13 protein-coding genes are annotated in these 19,344 nt (G+C 38.2%); 10 read left to right on the forward strand and 3 right to left on the reverse strand.

Features of this window, described 5'->3' with window-relative positions:
- Positions 1–11 precede the first annotated feature (11 nt).
- Positions 12–2,633 carry an N-acetylmuramoyl-L-alanine amidase gene (locus tag H5R88_RS08720; protein ID WP_182600809.1) on the forward strand — a complete coding sequence of 874 codons (2,622 nt, stop codon included), beginning with the start codon at positions 12–14 and terminating at the stop codon, positions 2,631–2,633.
- A 71-nt stretch (positions 2,634–2,704) separates the two neighbouring features.
- Positions 2,705–3,823, forward strand: a complete 1,119-nt coding sequence (locus H5R88_RS08725; protein WP_182600810.1) for an AI-2E family transporter — start codon at positions 2,705–2,707, stop codon at positions 3,821–3,823.
- Positions 3,824–3,865: 42 nt separating this feature from the next.
- Here the strand turns inward: H5R88_RS08725 and H5R88_RS08730 are convergent, their stop codons facing one another.
- Positions 3,866–5,341, reverse strand: coding sequence for an LCP family protein (locus H5R88_RS08730; RefSeq protein WP_182600811.1), 1,476 nt, complete (start codon positions 5,339–5,341; stop codon positions 3,866–3,868).
- 185 nt (positions 5,342–5,526) lie between these two features.
- Here H5R88_RS08730 and H5R88_RS08735 point away from each other — a divergent pair, with 185 nt between their 5' ends.
- From H5R88_RS08735 to H5R88_RS08760, 6 genes are all read left to right on the forward strand, one after another.
- Entirely contained in the window at positions 5,527–7,104 is a 1,578-nt protein-coding gene (locus H5R88_RS08735) for a peptide chain release factor 3 (RefSeq protein ID WP_182600812.1), read from the forward strand.
- 161 nt (positions 7,105–7,265) lie between these two features.
- Positions 7,266–10,061, forward strand: a complete 2,796-nt coding sequence (locus tag H5R88_RS08740) for an NlpC/P60 family protein (protein ID WP_182600813.1) — start codon at positions 7,266–7,268, stop codon at positions 10,059–10,061.
- Positions 10,062–10,135: 74 nt separating this feature from the next.
- Positions 10,136–12,853 carry a KxYKxGKxW signal peptide domain-containing protein gene (locus H5R88_RS08745; RefSeq protein WP_182600814.1) on the forward strand — a complete coding sequence of 906 codons (2,718 nt, stop codon included), beginning with the start codon at positions 10,136–10,138 and terminating at the stop codon, positions 12,851–12,853.
- A 188-nt stretch (positions 12,854–13,041) separates the two neighbouring features.
- Entirely contained in the window at positions 13,042–13,425 is a 384-nt protein-coding gene (locus tag H5R88_RS08750; RefSeq protein WP_182578966.1) for a GntR family transcriptional regulator, read from the forward strand.
- Positions 13,403–14,269, forward strand: a complete 867-nt coding sequence (locus tag H5R88_RS08755) for an ABC transporter ATP-binding protein (protein WP_182600815.1) — start codon at positions 13,403–13,405, stop codon at positions 14,267–14,269. Before H5R88_RS08750 ends, H5R88_RS08755 begins: the two co-directional genes overlap by 23 nt.
- Positions 14,269–14,955 (forward strand): hypothetical protein, encoded by a 687-nt coding sequence (locus H5R88_RS08760; protein ID WP_182600816.1) that lies wholly within the window; start codon positions 14,269–14,271, stop codon positions 14,953–14,955. Before H5R88_RS08755 ends, H5R88_RS08760 begins: the two co-directional genes overlap by 1 nt.
- Positions 14,956–15,071: 116 nt before the next feature.
- Here the strand turns inward: H5R88_RS08760 and H5R88_RS08765 are convergent, their stop codons facing one another.
- The gene (locus H5R88_RS08765; protein WP_182578969.1) at positions 15,072–15,797 is read right to left on the reverse strand and encodes a MucBP domain-containing protein; all 726 of its coding nucleotides are present in this window, start codon (positions 15,795–15,797) and stop codon (positions 15,072–15,074) included.
- Between the two features lie 149 nt (positions 15,798–15,946).
- Between H5R88_RS08765 and H5R88_RS08770 the strand changes: the two genes are divergently transcribed.
- Positions 15,947–16,555, forward strand: coding sequence for an ECF transporter S component (locus H5R88_RS08770; protein WP_182578970.1), 609 nt, complete (start codon positions 15,947–15,949; stop codon positions 16,553–16,555).
- Between the two features lie 52 nt (positions 16,556–16,607).
- On the opposite strand, the gene H5R88_RS08775 is transcribed toward H5R88_RS08770, so the two are convergent.
- Positions 16,608–18,812: an ATP-dependent Clp protease ATP-binding subunit gene (locus tag H5R88_RS08775; RefSeq protein ID WP_182600817.1), complete on the reverse strand. Its 2,205-nt coding sequence runs from the start codon at positions 18,810–18,812 to the stop codon at positions 16,608–16,610.
- A 276-nt stretch (positions 18,813–19,088) separates the two neighbouring features.
- On the opposite strand from H5R88_RS08775, the gene ykzS reads away from it, so the two are divergent.
- On the forward strand, positions 19,089–19,274 hold the full coding sequence (gene ykzS, locus H5R88_RS08780; RefSeq protein ID WP_182578972.1) for a protein YkzS: 186 nt from the start codon (positions 19,089–19,091) through the stop codon (positions 19,272–19,274).
- Positions 19,275–19,344 lie beyond the last annotated feature (70 nt).

Genomic DNA, 19,344 nt, shown 5'->3' on the forward strand with positions numbered 1-19,344 from the left:
GGGAGATAACAATGGAAATAAAGAAACACTATAAATTATATAAAGATGGTAAAAATTGGTGCGCAATGGCATTAGCTGTCGCAGCTGTTTCAGCCGGATTGGTATTGGGAAATACGAATGTAAAAGCAGATACTGTTGATGCGACAGCTCCGGTAGCGCAACTTACTGCGCTTACTACTGAGAGTAGTCAAGAAAATCTAGCTAACCAAGAAAAAGCAGCCCAGGCTAAAGATAATGGTAACTATGGCTACCTTGATGCTGCTCAAGTTGTTAATAATAATGATTTGCATGTTAGTGGATGGCAAGCAACTAATCAAGCAGCAGGCAAAGACAACCGTTATTTAGTGGCTTATGATAGTACTACTAATACCGAATTGGGCCGCACTCAGGTAACAGAAAATGTAGCGCGTCCTGATGTTGCCAAAGCTTATCCAGATGTGGTTAACGCTAAGGATTCCGGTTACCAAGCAACAATGAATAGTCTGGACTGGAGTAAGGTTAAGAGCGTTGATGACCAGATTCACGTTGTGAGTCGCTATAGTGATGCCGTTAATGGTGAAGGGGATCATGTTGATAATTGGTCTCAACCGATTAACCTTGACAAGGGAAATTATGCTTATCTTGATAATTTTGACGTTAAAGATAATCAACTTCAAGTTTCAGGTTGGAATGCTACTAATAAGGCATTAGGTAAAACTAATCACTATGTGATTTTATATGATCGTACCGCTGGTCATGAGATTACCCGGGTAAAAGTAGAACCGACTGCTCGTCCCGATGTAGCGAAAGCTTATTCCCAAGTAATTAATGCCAAAGATTCTGGCTTTAGTACGGCCTTCTCACTTGCTGGAATTGACTTAACTCATGAACTTCAAATTATCAGTCGTTATAGCGATGCTGCTAATGGTGAAGGAAACTATGTTAGTTACTGGTATGCCCCTAAGAAGTTTGCGCCAGCTAACACTAGTAATCAAGGGAGCCTTGATTCATTTAACCTTAGTAATGGTCAGTTGACTGTTACCGGGTGGCATGCAACTGATTATTCGCAAATCGAAAATAATCACTACTTGATCTTATTTGATAATACAAATAAGACGCAAGTTAAGTCCATTAAGGTCACTAATGTTGCTCGTCCCGATGTGGCAAAGGTTTATCCTACAGTAGCAACAGCTGGGCAATCCGGCTTTAATGCTAATTTTGGTACGGTAAACCTTACTCCAGGTCATAGCTATAGTCTTGTTAGTCGTTACTCGTCGTTAGATAGTGGTAATGGGGATAATGGTCAAAGTAAGACTACTGATTATTGGTTTAATCCTGTAACGTTAGATCAACAAGCTTCTTATGTTGATAGCTTTACCAAGACTAATAATGGCTACAATGTGAAAGGCTGGATGGTCAGCGATCAATCAATTAATAAGCCTAATGCTTACCTTATTTTATTGAATGATGGCAGTGAAATTGATCGAGTACATGTTGACTTAACTGACCGTCTCGACGTAGCTAAAGTTTATCCAAGCATTTACAACTCACAAAAGAGTGGCTTTGATGTTAACTTTAAGGTGGATCCAGCTAAGGCAAACGGCACCCTGAAGGTAATTATGCGGTTTGCTGGTGATGATGCTAACCAAAATTACAGTGATCAGTACAGTCAAGATTACCCAACAAACGCTGGTAGCTTTGATAATATTCACGTAACGGCCAATCAGGTTAGCTTGAGTGGATGGCACGCAAGCAGTCAAGCAGCCAATAAACCATATGAATGGTTGATCGTTCTTGATAATAATGGTCAAGAACTTTACCGCCAAGAGATTACGAATAAGGGCCTTGGACGGAATGATGTTCAAAATGTTTATCCTTACATTGAAGGAGCAAATAAGTCAGGCTTTCAAGTAACAATGGATATTCCTTCAAATATGCAGGGACATTTGGTACGCTTTATTAATCGTTTTACTGATGATAAAGCTGGAAATGGCAATTATGTTGATTATTACTCAAACCCCGTTTTAATAAATCTTCAATATGATTTGAATGCTAATAAGATTAATCGTTATATTTTAAATAACCATATTAATCATGCAAATATTATTGTAAATCATGTGATTCCGGCGGATACTACTGGCGTTTATAGTGAAACAGAAGATGGGAAACCAAACATGGTTGTTGTCCATGAAACTGCTAACCCTAATGATAGTATTTGGGGTGAGATTAACTATGAAAAAGCACATTACGATAATGCCTTTGTGCACGCATTTGTAGATGGAGATCAAATTATTGAAATTTCTTCTACAGATCATGAAGCTTGGGGTGCTGCATATCCAGCTAATGGACGAGCAGTTCAGTTTGAACAGGTTGAGGTTTATGGTGCTAATAACTTTGCTCGAGAACTTGTAAACGCGGCTTATTATGCTGCATACAAGATGAATGAGTATGGAATGGTACCTAGTTTAGCTCAAGCTAACGGAACTGGAACATTATGGTCTCACCACAATGTTACTCAATACATTGCTAATGGGAAGACTGATCATACTGATCCAGATGGCTATTGGACTAACCGAGCATCCCGCTACTTTGGCACTTCATATACAATGAATGATTTCTTTGAATTAGTTAAATACGAATATTCTCATCTTTAATTTCAAATCTTTAAACAAAACCTTCTAGAATTGAGGTTCAATTTTAGAAGGTTTTTTATTAAGGAGTAACTATGTCTAAACAAAAATTTTATCATTGGCTATTTTGGCCGTTGCTATTACTAACAGTGGCAACTCTAATCTGGATGTGTACGAAAATCCAGTTTGTATTTCAACCATTTTTAACTTTTATCTCAGTTGTTTTTGTTCCATTGATTATCTCTGGATTCCTATATTATATGCTAAATCCAGTCTTAAAACTTTTTATGAAGATTAAAATTGGGCGCTTTCATATAAATCGTGGAATTGCTAGTTTACTAATCGTGCTTTTATTGATCGTAATTGTTGTTGGTGGAATTGCCATGTTAATTCCACCAGTTGTAAAGGAAATTTCGACCTTAGTTAGTGATCTTCCTAAAACGGTTACTGGGATTCAACATTTGATCAATGATACAGTTGAACATTCATTTTTACGGAATATTGACTTGAATGCATACTATCGGCAATTTGATCATCAATTAGCTGGATATGCACAAAAGATATTACAAGGACTTTCGACCCGTGTGGGGGATATTATTGGTATGCTGACTGATGTAACAGTAGTGACAATTACTGTTCCGGTAATGTTATTTTACATGCTTAAGGATGGTTCCAAACTTATTCCTAGTATCCAAAAGTGGGTTTCACCGCATCATGCTAAAGAGGTTAATGATTTACTTGGTAAGATGAATGCTACTTTGTCTTCCTATATTTCTGGTCAAATGATTGAATGTTTATTTGTGGGCGTATGTACATCAATTGGTTATATTATTATTGGTCAACCCTTAGCAATTGTATTGGGAATTGTGGCCGGGTTAACGAATATTATTCCTTACATTGGACCTTATATTGGGATTGCTCCGGCTCTCTTTGTAGCCTTAACAATGGCACCTAATAAAATTATTTGGGTAATTATCGTTGTTATTATTGTTCAACAAATTGATGGTAATATTATTTATCCTAATATTATCGGTAAAACATTACAAATCCATCCTTTAACAATTATTATGTTGTTACTTGCGGCTGGTCATATTGCGGGAATTGGTGGAATGATTTTATGTATTCCGTTTTATGCTGTTATCAAGACTGTTTGTGAGTACTTCTTTGATATTTATCGAATTGAACATCCTGTTGATAAAACTCAAAATGAGTAATAAAAAAGCATTTTCGTCCAAACTCGCGAAAATGCTTTTTTATTAATAATACCGATGTGTATATCCATAATGACTACCATATGTTGGATGCGTATAAGTTGAACGATAACCATTATTATAAGTGTGGTATTGAGAAGTAGAATAATGATGTTGGACAGGAGCAGTCTGGGTTTGACTTCCAGTTACTGGAACTGCTTGAGATTCACTATAGCTTTCATTATTCTTAGTCATGTAGGTTGAAGAAGATGATTCAGTCTCATTTTCACTCCGTCGTGACGAACGAGAGCTTCCAATAACTTCATCACTTCCATTACCACTACCAGGATCATTGTAACTGGCACCCCCAGGGAGGATAAAGTCAGTTTCGTTGTAACCATTGTAATTTGGTTGTGACTTGTACATTTTCGTTTCGTGGTTAACAACGTTCTTCGCCTTTAATCCAAGTTGAGCTCGTACTAGTTTTGAAACTCGGTTAATTTCTTTAGGACTAGCAATCTGGAAGGAAACTCCTTCAATCGTTGCGTTTTGCCCTTGGAAATGGTACGTCTTAACATTATTCATTGCACCATGGTAGTTACCGTAAAGGGTAGCGATGTCATCAATTGGGATATTGGTCTTAACTCCATCACCAACAGCATCTAAAATTTTGTTTGCTGCACTAATTGAGCCTGAAGCCTTAAACTTATTAATAACACTCTTTAAGATTTGTTGTTGCCGTTTTTGACGACCATAATCATTATTAGGATCATCATACCGCATCCGGGAATACTTCAATGCATTTGCCCCGTTAAGATGTTGTTTACCTTTCTTAAAGTGGTGGCCTTCGTAGTCAAAGGCAAATGGGTTATTAACCTCAACCCCACCAACGGAATTAACAACTTTTTCGAGAACTCCCATGTTAATAACCGCATAGTAATCAATTGGAACATCCAGTAATTCTGAGACCTGTTTAACAGTTTGTTTTGGACCATTGATTGAATAGGCAGCATTGATTTTAACGTAATCAGGTCCATCACTGGTCTCAACCCGTACTAGAATGTCACGTGGAATACTAGTCATGGTAATAGTTTTATTTTTCGGATTAATGGTAAATAATTCCAAAGAGTCGGTATTTCCACCCTTGTTACCACGATTTAATGCCCCCACATCTGTTCCCATAGCCAGAACGGAAATTGGTTCACCCTTTTGCAGTTTTTTACTTATCTTTCCATCACCAGCGCCAAACACCCCTTTGGCAACTGAGTGCACTTTATGATATTCGTAAAAACCACCGGCCACTACTAGACAAATTAATAATCCAATTAAAGCGCGCACCCAATTCGGTGTTCGGTAGTGATGCTTTTTTGGCGATTGATAATCGGGTGACGATTGTTCTTCTTCTCGTCGCAAACGATTTTCTCGCTTACTATGTGCTTCTTTGCGTTCTCGACGCTTACGTTCATTAACGTCACGTTGGATTCGTTCTTCCATCCGTTTACGATAATGTTCCCGCGATTCGTTGTTATTGTTATTATCCATATACTAAGTACCTCAATAAAGTAAGTTCTAACTTTATTAATATAGCAGAAAATTAATCCTAAGTTCAAATATATCTCAATACTTTAAACTTTCTGTAACTTTTTCTAAGAATAGACTTTCATAAAAAATTGTAATAATATAGTAGAGATATTTCACGAGAATAAAATAAGGAAAGGAAAAATTTAATGTCACCAAAAGAACTTGCTGAAGCAGTTAATAAACGGCGTACGTTTGCTATTATTTCACATCCGGATGCCGGAAAAACAACGATTACTGAACAACTCTTGCTTTTTGGGGGAGTAGTTCGTGAAGCCGGGACCGTTAAAGCACGGAAGACTGGTAATTTTGCAAAGTCAGACTGGATGGAGATTGAAAAGAAGCGGGGGATTTCTGTTACCTCATCTGTGATGCAGTTTGATTTCCAAGGTAAGCGAATTAACATTTTGGATACACCAGGGCACGAAGATTTCTCTGAAGATACTTATCGAACATTAATGGCGGTTGATTCGGCTGTCATGGTTATTGATAGTGCAAAGGGGATCGAGCCACAAACTAAGAAACTTTTTCAAATTTGTAAGATGCGGGGAATCCCGATTTTTACCTTTATGAATAAGTTTGACCGGGATGCCCGTGAACCACTTGACCTTTTAAATGAAGTTGAAGACGTATTAGGAATTGAGACCTATCCAATCAACTGGCCAATTGGTTCCGGTCACCAATTTAAAGGTATCTACGACCGGTTTAACCATCGTGTTGCCTTGACTCACCCAGCCAATGAAAACAATCCTTATTTGCCATTAGATGAAGATGGAAATGTTAAGGGTGACAATCCATTAGCTGGTGATGGTGAATGGCAAGATGCAATGGACGGTATGGAATTAGTGGAAGTCGCCGGTAATGAATTAGACCGAGAAAAGATTGCTAAGGGGGACCAAACGCCCGTCTTCTTTGGATCTGCTTTAACTAATTTTGGGGTTCAGACTTTCTTAGAGACCTACTTACAGTTTGCACCTGCACCAAGTGACCATAGAACTGAGGACGGCGATGTTGTTAAGCCCCTTGATCCCGAATTTTCTGGTTTTGTTTTTAAGATCCAGGCTAACATGAATCCCCGTCACCGGGACCGGATTGCCTTTGTCCGGATTTGTTCCGGTGAATTTGATCGGGGGATGGATGTTACATTATCACGGACTAAGAAACCAATGCGGTTATCAAATGTGACTGAATTTATGGCCGATACCCGTGAAAATGTTGAAACAGCGGTTGCTGGCGATATTATCGGTTTATATGATACTGGTAACTTCCAAATCGGTGATTCTATTTACAATGGTAAAAAAGATATTCAATTTGAAAAGTTACCACAATTTACGCCAGAACTATTTGTTCGGGTTTCTGCCAAAAATGTGATGAAACAAAAGTCCTTCCACAAGGGAATTAATCAGTTAGTTCAAGAAGGGGCTGTGCAGCTTTACCGGAGCTATTCTACTGGTGATTATATTCTTGGTGCAGTTGGGCAACTTCAATTTGAGGTGTTCAAGTTCCGGATGCAAAATGAATATAATTCTGAAGTTGTGATGGAACCAATGGGAACTAAGACAGCCCGGTGGATTGATCCAGACCAATTAGATGAGAAGATGTCGTCATCACGAAACATCTTAGTCAAGGATATCCATGATCAGCCACTATTCCTGTTTGAAAATCAATTTGCTGAAAATTGGTTTAAGCAAAAGTATCCTGATGTGAAGTTAACAGCGAAGTTATAGAAAATGGAGAACGTTTATGGGTCAATTGGTGCTCATAAACGTTCTTTTTGTCTGAAAATTGTGAAGAAAAAATGAAAAACTATTTAAAAATTATTAAACCTGTGATTTAATTAACGTGTTTAAGTGCAATTAATTTATTTTTAAGAAAGTCAGGTAATATTATGCAAGAAAAAAGCCACTACAAGCTTTTTAAGGCTGGTAAAAACTGGTGTACGATGATGATTACATTAGTAGCAGTGGCAGCAGGAGTTTCTGTTGTTAGTGGGGCAGTGCATGCAGATACAGCAACTGCTTCAGCTCAAACCTCAACTGTTGTTTTAACTAATGAGTCAGTAGACAAAAGTACTCAAACTTCAGATGTTAAGACACCTAATTTGGCAAATAATAAGCAACAGGACACAGATATTGATTCTCAAACGTCAGTAAATGCTGGTTATATCGATACAGTAACGGCTGATACTGACAATGCTAACACAATCGATGTTAGCGGTTGGCATGCTACAAACCAGTATACGACAGGAATGGGTCATTACTTAATTGCTTTAAATGGTGATAATAATCAAGAATTATATCGTGGAAAAGTAGAGACAGTTAGTCGTCCAGATGTTCAAAAGGTTTATCCTAATGCTCCAATTTCTAAAAATGGTGGTTTTAAGGCTTCAATTCCAGTAGATCGTCTAAATAATGCTTCTTCAGTTCGCTTGGTTTCACGTTATACTAATGATACTAATGGTGAAATAAATGGTGGTGCCGATTTTTGGTATCCTACAATTCAAACTAAGGCTGGCTATTTAGATAACTTCAAAGTTAATGGTAACAATATTGAAGTTTCTGGCTGGCATGCTGATGACCAGTCTGTCAACAAGCAAAACCATTTCTTGATTCTTTTTGATAAGACTAAAAACAAGGAAGTCGCCCGTCAAGCTGTTAAAACTTTGGCAAGTTATGATGTAGCACGAAATGGCTATAATGAAATTATTAATGCGGATCATTCCCGTTTCAGTGCTAACTTTACCATCACCCCAGCAATGTTAGGCGATGAATTAACGATTGTTAGTCGTTATAGCTCTGATGCCAAGAATGGTGAAGGAAATCGTTCAGATTACTGGTTTAATAATTCTCTTAAATTAGGTAAAGACAAAAATGCTGGATACCTCGATCAATTTAGAACTGATAGTAAATCTAACAAGGTAATTGTTAGTGGTTGGAATGCTAATGATCAGTCTACTGTATTAACTAACCATTACCTAATCTTATTTGATAAGACAGCAAATCATGAAGTTGCTCGCCAAGCTGTTAAGACACTGGCAAGTGAGGATGTTGCCCAAAATGGTTTTGCTGATGTTAACAATGCTGATCAAGCGCGTTTTACTGCCTCTTTTGATATCACTCCAGCGATGGTCGGTCACCAATTTGTTCTCGTTAGCCGCTATACTAATGACGCAGCTCATGGTGAAGGTAATCATTCTGACTATTGGTATAATCAAGCAATGGATGTATATACAAATCAAGCTGGTTACCTTGACCAATTCCACGTTAATGGTGCAAATAAACAAGTAGTAGTAAGTGGTTGGCATGCGGCTGATGCTTCCGCCCTCTTAAAGCATCATTATCTTATTCTATTTGACAAGACTGCAAATCGTGAAGTTGCTCGTGAAAATGTGAAAGTAACTGCTAGTGCTGATGTAGCACGAAATGGATATGGTAACATTCAAAATGCTGGTCAATCGCGCTACAGTACTACGTTTGATATCACTCCAGCAATGGTTGGTCACCAATTTGTTCTTGTCAGTCGTTATACTGATGATGCCAAGAATGGGGAAGGGAACCATATTGATTATTGGTATAACAATAATGTGAACTTAAATAATAATCAAGCATGGTTAGATCACTTTACTCAAAATGGTACAACTATTTCTGCTTCTGGTTGGCACGCTGATGATGCATCGATGATTGACTCTCATCACTTTATAATCTTATGGGATTTAAGTAAGGGTCGTGAAATCGCTCGAAAAGAAGTAACTAATGTTGTCAGTCCAGATATTAATAACGTTTACGGTAATATCTTAGGCGCTAATAATGCTCGATTTACAGTTGATTTTAATATTGATGGTCAATATGCTCACGATGCTATGCAATTAATCAGTCGTTATAGTAATGCAGATAATGGGGAAGGAAATTATTCACAGGCATGGCTTACTAATCAATATTTGAATCTTTACCAAAATCCTTCGTGGATGTACCAAATTAACTATAGTCAAATCCAACCAAGTGGTCCCGTTGGTCATAACATCGGCCCTGGTTATGAAGGAATTAAGACGCAATTAGTTAAGGATCGAATTGGTACTGGTTATCAACATAATACTTACACTACCGCTGATGCTTATCGGGTAATGAATGTTCAACGGGCTCATGGCTTACCAGCAACTGGTTGGGTTGACTATAACACCTGGGTTGCGTTAGGTCTTCCAGCTGATCAATGGACAAGTATTGATAGCTACGTAGCCCCACTTGGAGCAGGTGCTGGTTCATCACGCCAAGATCATATTGAGGCAATGATTCGTCAAGCATCTCAATACATGAATAAACCGTGGCTTGCAGGATGTTCTTCATCTCCAGCTTACGGTGTCGATTGTTCTGGATTAGTAATGCAAGCTCTATATGCTGGTGGAATTAATCCAACTTCATGCAGCTCCATCTACCATGGCTTTCCTGGTAACGAATGGAATTCACGGAATCTCTTTACTGACCCTCACTTTATGAATGTTTCATATAATAATCGTCAATGTGGAGATCTTGTCTTTTACTATCAACCAGGAACACATACTATTTGGCACGTTGCGATTTACCTCGGTAATGACCAAGTAATTGAAAGCTGGCCACCAAGAGTAATGGTTCAACCAATTGTTAATGGTCAACGTAATGTAATTGCAGGTATCAGACGGGTATTTGCTTAAGATTTAAAAAGGGTTAAAGTGTTGGGGAACATTTCTAACCCTTTTATTGTTTAATAATAAATCGGGAGATTAAAATGGAAAATAAAAAACATTTTAAGTTATATAAAAGTGGTAAAAAATGGATTGTTGCGACAATAACTACAATTGTGATCTCAACTGGCATAGTATTTAGTGGAAACGTGCTTGCTGATACTCAACAACCGCAATCAACTGGCCAAGTTCAAAAAATTAATACCCCTACTAATGATCAAACTTATGATCATCAAGATAAGGGAAATTATGGTTATCTTGATCAGGCTAACTTTAATGATGACCAGCTTCAAGTAACTGGTTGGCAAGCAACTAACCAGTCCCTTGATGAACAGAATCGATTTGTAATTGCTTACGATAGTACAACAAATAAAGAATTAGGACGAAGTAAAGTAATAAATAATGTTACTCGTCCAGATGTTGCAAAGGTTCACAATGTGTACAATGCCGTTAACTCTGGCTACGACTCAAACATTAAGTTAAATACTAAGAATATGCAGGATGAAAATGATTCTATTCAAGTCGTTAGTCGCTACAGCAATACGCAAACTGGTGAAGGGCAGCACACAGACTGGTGGTCACAACCAATTGCAATTGATAAAAGTAACTATGGTAGTTTAGACCAATTTCAGGTTCAAAATGGTCAATTAACAGTTGCAGGCTGGCATGCCACTAATGGTTCGATTAATCGTGATCATCACTTCTTAATTTTGTTTGATCAAACTGCCGGCCATGAAATTAGTCGTCAAGAAGTAAAGAAAGTAGCGCGTCCAGATGTTGTCCGTGTCTATCCAAATATAATGAATGCAGATAATTCCGGCTTTAAGGCTGTCTTTAATATTGCTAATCTTGATCCTAACCATCAATATCAGATTTTAAGCCGGTATAGTAATGCTGCTAATGGAGAAGAATCTTACGTTACTGAATGGTTTGCACCACGAAGAATTGCACCAGCTAACCGAGCAAATGAGGGCTGGCTGGATAGTTTTAATATTAGTGAGCCTGGTCAGTTAACCGTTGCAGGCTGGCATGCTAGTGATTTATCTAACGTTGCCAGCAACCGATTTATTATCATTTTTGATCGAACAGCTAATCGGCAAGTAGCCTCAATGAAAATTAATGGGATTAATCGCCCAGATGTTGCTAAAGCCTATCCCCACGTCATAAATGCCGAAAATGCAGGATTTAATGTAACCTTTAATTTGAATTCACTCCAACCAGGTCATCAATATTCAGTTGTTAGTCGATACTCAGCAGATCCAAATGGTAACGGTAATAACGGTCAACATATTGATTTTTGGTCATCACCAGTTACTTTAAACCAAACAGCATCTTACATTGATCAAGTAAAGATGACTGCCCAGGGATTACATGCTCAGGGATGGATGGCAAGCGATACTAGTTTAATTCAGCAGAATCCTTACCTTATTGTTTTGTTTGACGGGAAAGAGATTACCCGGCAAAAGTTGTCCTTAACTGCTCGCCCAGATGTTGGCCGAGTATATCCAGCGATGTACGGTAGCGCAAAGAGTGGGTTCAGTACGGATATTAAGTTAAGTACAGATCAACTAAATAAACTAGTTAATGGTAATCTTCAAATCTTATTACGCTTTTCAGCAGCTACTGATGGTAATCCATATCCTAACCAGAAAGTAACTGATCAGTTCAGTGGTAATTACTCTACAAATATGGGAAATGCTAATGTTAGCTTGGACGGCAATAATATTAATATTAAGGGATGGCATGAAGCGATCGGTAAAAATAGCCGGCCTTATCAATATTTAATTGTTGTCGGCCTTGATAGTCATGAGTTCTATCGAGTTAAATTAGATAATACAAACTCAAACTTAAATAGTTCGAATGCGTCATGGCTTAATAACAATAAGTCATCCTTTGTGGCAACTTTACCTGTTAATGTCGCAATGAATCATCGGGGAATTAAAGTTATTCATCGTTATACTGATGATGTAAATGGCAATGGTAATTATCTGGATTTCTGGTCTCCGCAAGTTGATATTAATGATGGTTTTCAGAGTTTAAATGGTGGGACCGTTTATTACGATCCAGTAAATGGTCAATTAGCTACTGGGTGGCGAACAATTAATGGTAACCGTTATTATTTCTCTGATGGCTATGAATGCCAACCAGATCCAGATGACTTATGGGTTTACAATGATCAGCTTCATGGGCAAATGTATACTGGTATTCAATGGGTTGACGGTCATTGTTATAATTTTGGTACTGATGGAATTGCCCGTGCGCTTCCGCAAAACGATGGATGGAGTTGGCCATTCCCACGGTCTGGTGAAGGTTGGTTCTATCCTGGCCAGCGTTTTGGCTATACTAGTTATCCACGGAAGAATGGGTACCATGATGGTTTAGATTTTGGAACTCAGGATCATCCGGGTTCAGAAGTTCATGCAGTTCATGGTGGTCGTGTACTGGATGTTAATACTGTTAGAGACGATAACGGTAAAGTTCAATGGTGGTTTACCACTGTTTGGGATGGGAAATATTTGTATGTTTACCAAGAAGCATTTAGTAACCGTGATAAGATCACTGTTAAGCCAAATGATATTGTTTATGCCGGTCAAGTAATTGGTTATCGTGACCTTGATCATCTTCACTTAGGAATTAATACTAGTCCAAATTATGGCATCGATTTAAAGAATTCTTTTGTTCCAAGTTGGAATGATCCAAGTCAAGCAACAGGTCATGGGGAATGGTTGAATCCACAAACAGTTATCAGAAATCATGGATAAATTATAGCGACTTAGTTATCATGCTAGGTCGCTTTTTTGTGGTGAATTGATTGTATAACGAGGGGACAGCAAATATCCTCTCAACTGAGCCGGAAGTTTTTTTCTTTTACTCTCTTGCCAAATTTTTTATTTACATATATACTTAGTTACATAAGTAATTAAGTATTAAACAAAAAGGAGGTGCACTTATGAATTTCGACTTTAATGATTCAACGCCGCTTTACCAGCAAATTGCTGACCAGCTTGAAGAAATGATTTTCTCCGGGGGCTTTGATGAAGGGTCGCAAGTACCATCAACGACCCAGCTCTCACAGCAATTGCATATCAATCCTGCGACAGTTCTTAAGGGGATGAATATTTTGGTTAACAAAGACCTCTTAGAAAAGCGACGTGGGCTCGGGATGTTTGTAAAAAAAGGTGCACAACAAAAAATTATGGAACAACGTAAAGAAAGTTTTTATAACGACTATGTAAAGAGTTTACTAGTTGAGGCAGATAAGCTCGGTATTACCAAGCAGCATTTATTAGACTTAATTGAACGAGGTGAAAATGATGGATCAATTAATAGTTAAAAACCTTACTAAACAATATCGTCGGCAGGTAGTTTTAGATAATATTTCGTTCACCCTTGCCCCAGCTAAAATCTATGGTCTTCTTGGCCGAAATGGGGCTGGGAAGACGACCCTGCTTAATATCATGAGCAACCGGATTTTTCCAACGAGTGGGGAAGTACAAATTGGTAATGAAGATGTTAATAACAATGATGACCTCCTCAGCAAGATCTTTTTGATGAGTGAAGTTAATCTTTACCCGCGTCAAATGAAGATAAGTCAAACTTTTGATTTGGCAGATGCAGCTTATAATAACTTTGACTATGATCTAGCTGATCGTCTCCTAAAGGTTTTTGGCCTGAATGATCGGATGAAAATTACTAACTTATCGACTGGGCAACGGACGGCCTCAAAACTAATTGTGGCCTTAGCAGTCAATGCCGATTACGTTTTATTAGATGAACCGATTTTAGGTTTAGATGCTAATCATCGTGATAGTTTTTATAAAGAATTAGTTAAGACTTATCAAGAACGACCACGGACTTTTGTCTTATCAACCCACTTAATTGAAGAAATTCAACAGTTAGTCGAACATGTCCTAATCATGGATCAACACCGCATCATCATTAATGAAGATACAGAAGATTTATTAGCTAAGGCTTATGCAGTTAGTGGTCCAGCAAAACTGGTTGATGAGTATACTGCAGGTTTAAAAGTTCTTCAAACAGAAATGATGGGTAATATTAAAACTGCCTACTTACTTGATCATTTAAATGAACAACGGGTGATTCCTGATCAAGTTAAGATTGGTCATTATGATTTGCAGCATTTATTCATTTACTTAACGAATGGGGGAGAACACTAATGAAAAATCAAAAAAGAAACCTCGTTATTTCAACCATGTTTCAACAGGCTGGCCATGCTACTGGGATTGCATTAGGTGTGGGACTGGGAATAGCATTGATAATCTACCTACTTGGATTAATCGTCTCGCGCAACCTTGCCTCTTTCTTGGTTAGTCTCCAAGCCCTTCCAGATATCGCTTCATCAATTTTAAACGTGCTTTTAATGGCGATTTTCCTTGTAACTCCTTATACGGATTTTAAATGGGCAATTCAAAACGGAATATCTCGTAAGACACTCTGGCAAGGCCGTATTCTTTCTCTTTTTTCGATGACATTAGTAGTGTGGTTTATCTCGCAACTTGCTGGCTTAATGAATACACCGTTTGATCTTGTTTCTGCTTGGCATAGTCTTTTATCGTACTTCAGCCTTTCTTTAACAATGATGGCAATTGGTAACGGTTTTGCCTTGTTAAACCGTCGTTGGAAGTGGATTGTGGGAATTGGCCTTCCTGTTATTTGTTTAGTAGTATTGATGATGTTAGCTTATTCAATGGTCGGGTTGATTCCAGCGATATCTGCTAGTACTGTTCTTCAAGCGATTTTGAATTCAAAGATCACTATTTGGGTAATCCTAGTTATTTACCTAATTATCGTTTATACGTTAGCACGATTCTTTAATAATAAGATTCAATTACGGCGGGATTAATAAAAGTGAGTGAGAATTAGCCTTGTGGCGATGCGAAGCTAGTTCCACGTTATCTTTCTATTGTTCATAAAAGTAGTTAAGGCTGAGAGAAAACAAAAGTTTTCTCCCAGCCTTTTTTACTCATCATCTTCTGGATATTCAATTTGGATGTAGTTACTAGTAATATATTTCTTGCGGCCTACTTGGTACCAGGTAATCTCATCATTATCGTTTAATTTTCCAATGAGGGTAATTGTTTCGCCATTTGGAATTTCTGCCACTTTATTTCCATAAGGCGCATCATAAACATTGATTGACTTATTATGGAGGTAGTCAACTTTGGCCTGAACATTCTTCAGGGGGATTACTGCTAAATTATTGATGAGTTTTGACTTTTCTTTTCGAATGTCTTGATTAAATGGATTATCGACAACATGCATTTGATCATATTTAATCCATTGGTCAGCTCCAATTTCATACCAAAACTGACCATTTTTAGTTGCAACCCGGTGGAAGGATTTAACCGTAATATCAGCAGGAAGGGGGGCACCAATTGGCATTCCGCCTGCTGTATCAAATACTTGAGTTGGTGCATCGAGGTGGAGGTACATTTCGATTGATTGAACTTCACCCCAATTTTGTTTTCGATAAAAAAGGTGCACAATCCGCTGCCGCATGTCAAATGTTCCCTTGGTTTCACCTTCAGTTTTTACATATTGGTAATTAGGAAATTGTTTTTGTTCAATTTGGTATTCTTGACCGATGAATCCGCGTAGTAATTGCGGGACGGTAAGGTTGGCCCCTGAATCGATATCATTATAGTAAACCCAGATAGGATTTCCTGTTTTAAACTTGTCAATCATTATTTAACACTCCGTAACCTTAATTCACTATTATTATAGCGCTTTTTAGTAGCAGACACGATAAGGAACGATCATATTTTTTTGAGAATTGCGAATAGGTAATTTTTTTATTACAATAGGCCTATTCAAATTTATTTAGGAGAAGAAAAATGGCAAAAACCCGGCACCAGCAAATTAGGCACAATACGACATTAGCAATCTTTATCGCAATTATTTTATTACAAGATTTTGTCCCATTTTTTGGTAACATTCCACTCGGACCGCTTAGTATTACGACCCTTCATGTAACAGTTATCATTGCAGCAATTGTGCTGGGCCCTGTTGATGGTGCAATTATTGGTGGTATTTGGGGCCTTCTAACTTGGGTACGGGCATTTGTTGCACCAAGCAGTCCGCTGGCGCCTTTAGTTTTTGTTAACCCGCTTGTTTCCGTAGTTCCCCGCATTATGATTGGAATTTTAGCAGGATATACTTTTATCCTTATGTGTCGTTTGTTCAAAGTAAAATATATCGCCGCAGTAAGTGCAGCTATTGTAGGAGCCCTTACTAATACCGGTTTAGTATTAGGCTTTATTTATCTATTTTATCGTACTCCAGCAGTTGCGCAAACTTATGGGGTAAATGTTAATCATTTATTAATTGCTTTAGAAACAGTCATGGCAACTAATGGACTCGCGGAACTCATATTGGCGATTATTACTGTCCCAATGATTGCTCTTCCAGTATTGGAAGTGCGTCGTCGTTTGGAAGTAAATTGAGTATAATATAAAAACGAGGTTGAAAAAATTCAGCCTCGTTTTTTATACTCAGTTATTTTTTAGCAATTGTTGGTACTTCTTCAGTTTCTTCGACAACAATGTCCCCATTATCATCAAGTTTAGCAACTAACTTATGAGCATCACTGTGGTCAAGAACGTAATCAGCAATCCGGTCTTCAATTTGTTCTTGGATTACCCGACGAAGAGGACGGGCACCCATCTTTGGATCAAAGCCCATATCAACTAATTTTTCTTCAACGTTGTCAGCAACTTCGATGTGCAGGTTTTTATCAGCAAGCATGCCGTTAACATCATCAATCATTAGGTTAACGATCTTCATCAAGTCATCCTTAGAGAGGGCATTGAATTGAACGATATCATCAAACCGGTTTAAGAATTCTGGCTTAAAGTAATTTGTCAACTTGTCAATGATTGAGTGGGTATTGCCGGTGGATTCAGCACCAAAACCAACACTTGCTTCTGAATCACCAGTTCCAGCATTGGATGTCATGATAATAATTGTATCCTTGAAGCTAACTGTTCGACCTTGAGAATCGGTTAAACGACCATCATCAAGAATTTGTAAGAACATGTGCATAACATCTGGGTGTGCCTTCTCAACTTCATCAAGCAAGATTAAACTGTAAGGGTGCCGCCGTACTTGTTCAGTCAACTGACCAGCTTCTTCATAACCAACGTAACCAGGAGCAGCGCCGATTAATTTAGAAGTAGAAGTCTTGTCCATGTATTCGGACATATCGAACCGAATCATGGCATCTTTAGAACCAAATAATTGGAGGGCAAGTTGCTTAGCGGTTTCGGTCTTACCAACCCCAGTAGGACCCACAAAGAGGAAACTACCAATTGGCCGACCAGACTTGTTCAAACCAATCCGGTTACGACGAATGGCACGGGCAACCTTGTCCACTGCTTGGGTTTGCCCAATAACATGTTCGTCAAGTTTCTTATCAAGATCGCGAAGTTGATTTTCTTCTTGTTTTTGTAAGTCACTAACTGGAATATTTGTCCGTTCTTCAACGATTCGCTGCATATCCTTAACAGTAACAGTTGCAGAATCTTCAGTATGGTTTTCTTCGGCCTCCTTTTTTGCCCTTTCAAGTTTAACAACTTGATCCCGGTAGAAAGCAGCCTTTTCATAATCTTGATTATCAGCAGCTTGTTGCTTGTGTGCTTCGGCTGTGTGGATTTCATTTTCGATTGCGTTTGGATCCACGTTTTTAAGTGTTAAGTTCTTCTTTGAACCTGCTTCATCAAGTAAGTCGATAGCCTTGTCCGGTAAATAACGATCTTGAATGTAGCGATCAGAAAGCTTAGCAGCTGCTACAATGGCATCATCTGTGTATTTAACGTGGTGGTAATCTTGATAACGATTTTTGATCCCGTTTAAGATACGAATTGTTTCCTCAACGGATGGTTCATCAACTTCAACTGGTTGGAATCGCCGTGCAAGAGCTGCATCCTTTTCGATCTTCCGGTATTCATTAAGGGTAGTGGCACCAACTAATTGGAAGTCACCACGGGCAAGGGCCGGTTTAAGAACATTTCCGGCGTCCATCCCGCCTTCAGCATTTCCAGCACCCATGATTTCGTGGATTTCATCAATAAAGAGAATGATGTTCTTATTCTTACGAACTTCTTCCATTAATTGTTGCATCCGCTTTTCAAATTGTCCCCGAATTCCAGTTCCTTGAACTAAAGAAACAACATCGAGACGGATAATTTCCTTGTTAGCAAGCTTTTCAGGAACTTGGCCACTAACAATTGCTTGAGCTAAGCCTTCGACAACTGCTGTTTTACCAACCCCCGCTTCACCAATCAGGACCGGGTTATTCTTAGTCCGACGGTTTAAAATCTCAATTACTCGTTTAATTTCATTATCACGACCGATGACTGGGTCAATTTTACCTTGACGGGCGAGATCAGTAAGGTTGATCCCATATTGACCAAGGATTCCTTTCCCGTTCCGACCGCCACCTTGTCGTTGGGATTGGCCGTTCATGTTTTGACCATTAGCACCGGCAGTTTGACTTTGCATATTATTCATTGCATTCATGAAGTCTTCGAGGCTTCCAAAACTGAAATTATTCATTCCGTTACCTCCATTCATCATATCTGTTTGTAGATTTTGTAATTTTTGATAACAATTTTGGCAGAGGTCTATTTGAATCCGTTGTCCATTAAAATTCATTTGAAGATGAATTGTGGCTGGATTTTGATGACAGTATTGACATTGCATCTAAATCTAATACCTCCTAAATAGTTTTATCAAGAAATTTTTGACCTTTCTTGACCATTGATTAATATTATACTTACTTTTTGTCGCAAAGCAAGCCATAAAACTTAAATATTTTCTTAAATAAAGACCGACTTTTTCCCATACAGCTTATTGCTTAGGAATGCCGAAAACAACTTGTTTTAATTTTAGCACTCTTTAGCTATGAATGCTAAAATAGAAGGATGATAGTGATTTCGTGTATAATAAGGAGATAAAATTTGATGTTGAGGTGATTGGATGGCAGAAGAAAATTTTGAACAATTGTTGGATGATTTACGAAATAAAAAGATTGATCATTTTGTAATTACCCCTGAGAATTTTCAGAAATTTCAACCGATTTTTCACTCGTATGCATATCGTTCTCAAATTGAAGGCAAAGCGCAGCGAGGTGGTAAAATTATTTATCAATTAAGAGAGCGATAAATCGCAAGATGTAGCCTTGTATTTAACGCTTACAATTGCTAAAATGTAATTATCGAGGTGTATCAGTGGT

The organism is Limosilactobacillus agrestis, from assembly GCF_014145585.1.
GTDB classification, from domain to species: domain Bacteria; phylum Bacillota; class Bacilli; order Lactobacillales; family Lactobacillaceae; genus Limosilactobacillus; species Limosilactobacillus agrestis.